The 987-nt window shown below is 44.6% G+C and carries 1 pseudogene; it reads left to right on the top strand.

What is annotated here, in order from left to right:
- Nucleotides 1-987, top strand: a pseudogene (locus tag HT693_RS11800) (transposase); the annotation flags it as partial.

Consider the following 987-nt stretch of genomic DNA (forward strand, 5'->3'; position numbering starts at 1 on the left):
TTCGATTCAGAAGAACTCCATCATCGCTTAGAGGATTGCATTTGCCCTGACTGTCAGGGAGAGCTAAAAGAGATTGGAGCGAGTCTTCAAGGCCAAGAATTAGTCTTTATTCCTGCGCAATTAAAACGCATAGATCATATCCAACACTCTTACAAATGCCAAGCATGCAGTGAGAAAAATCCGAGTGATAAAATTGTGAAAGCTCCTATCCCTAAAGCCCCTTTGGCGCATAGCCTTGGCTCAGCTTCTATTATCGCTCACACCATCCATCAGAAGTTTAATCTGAAGGTCCCCAATTATCGCCAAGAAGAAGATTGGGCTAGGATGGGTTTACCAATCACACGTAAGGAAATCTCTAATTGGCATATCAAGGCGAGTCAATACTATTTGGAGCCCCTCTATAACCTCTTGCGAGAGAGACTATTGACTCAACCCTTACTTCATGCGGATGAAACCTCTTATAGGGTGCTAGAGAGTGATAGCCATCTGACCTACTATTGGACTTTTTTGTCTGGGAAAGCTGAGAAGCAAGGGATTAGGCTTTACCACCATGATCAGCGTCGAAGTGGTTCAGTAGTACAATACTTCCTAGGAGACTATTCTGGCTATGTGCATTGTGATATGTTGCGGCAGTAACTTAGGACCTTAGTCCTCTAGTTCTGCCTATGCGATAGCAGTCCAAGGTTTAGGAGAAAGGCGATGCTAAGCTTGGTAAACTGCGAACCGCTAGAAGCTTATCGTCAACTGGAAGAAGCTGAACTTGTTGGATGTTGGGCGCATGTGAGAAGGAAGTTTTTTGAATCCACCCCCAAGCAAGCAGATAACTCATCCTTAGGAGCTAAAGGTTTAGCTTATTGTGACCAGTTATTTGCCTTGGAAAGAGACTGGGAGGTTTTGCCAGCTGATGAACGACTACAGAAACGTCAAGAAGAGCTCCAACCCCTAATGGAAGACTTCTTTGCTTGGTGTCGGCGTCAGTCAGTTTTA

Origin of the sequence: Streptococcus sp. 2154 (genome assembly GCF_013277255.1) — a bacterium.
In the GTDB taxonomy this organism is placed as follows: Bacteria; Bacillota; Bacilli; order Lactobacillales; family Streptococcaceae; genus Streptococcus; species Streptococcus pseudopneumoniae.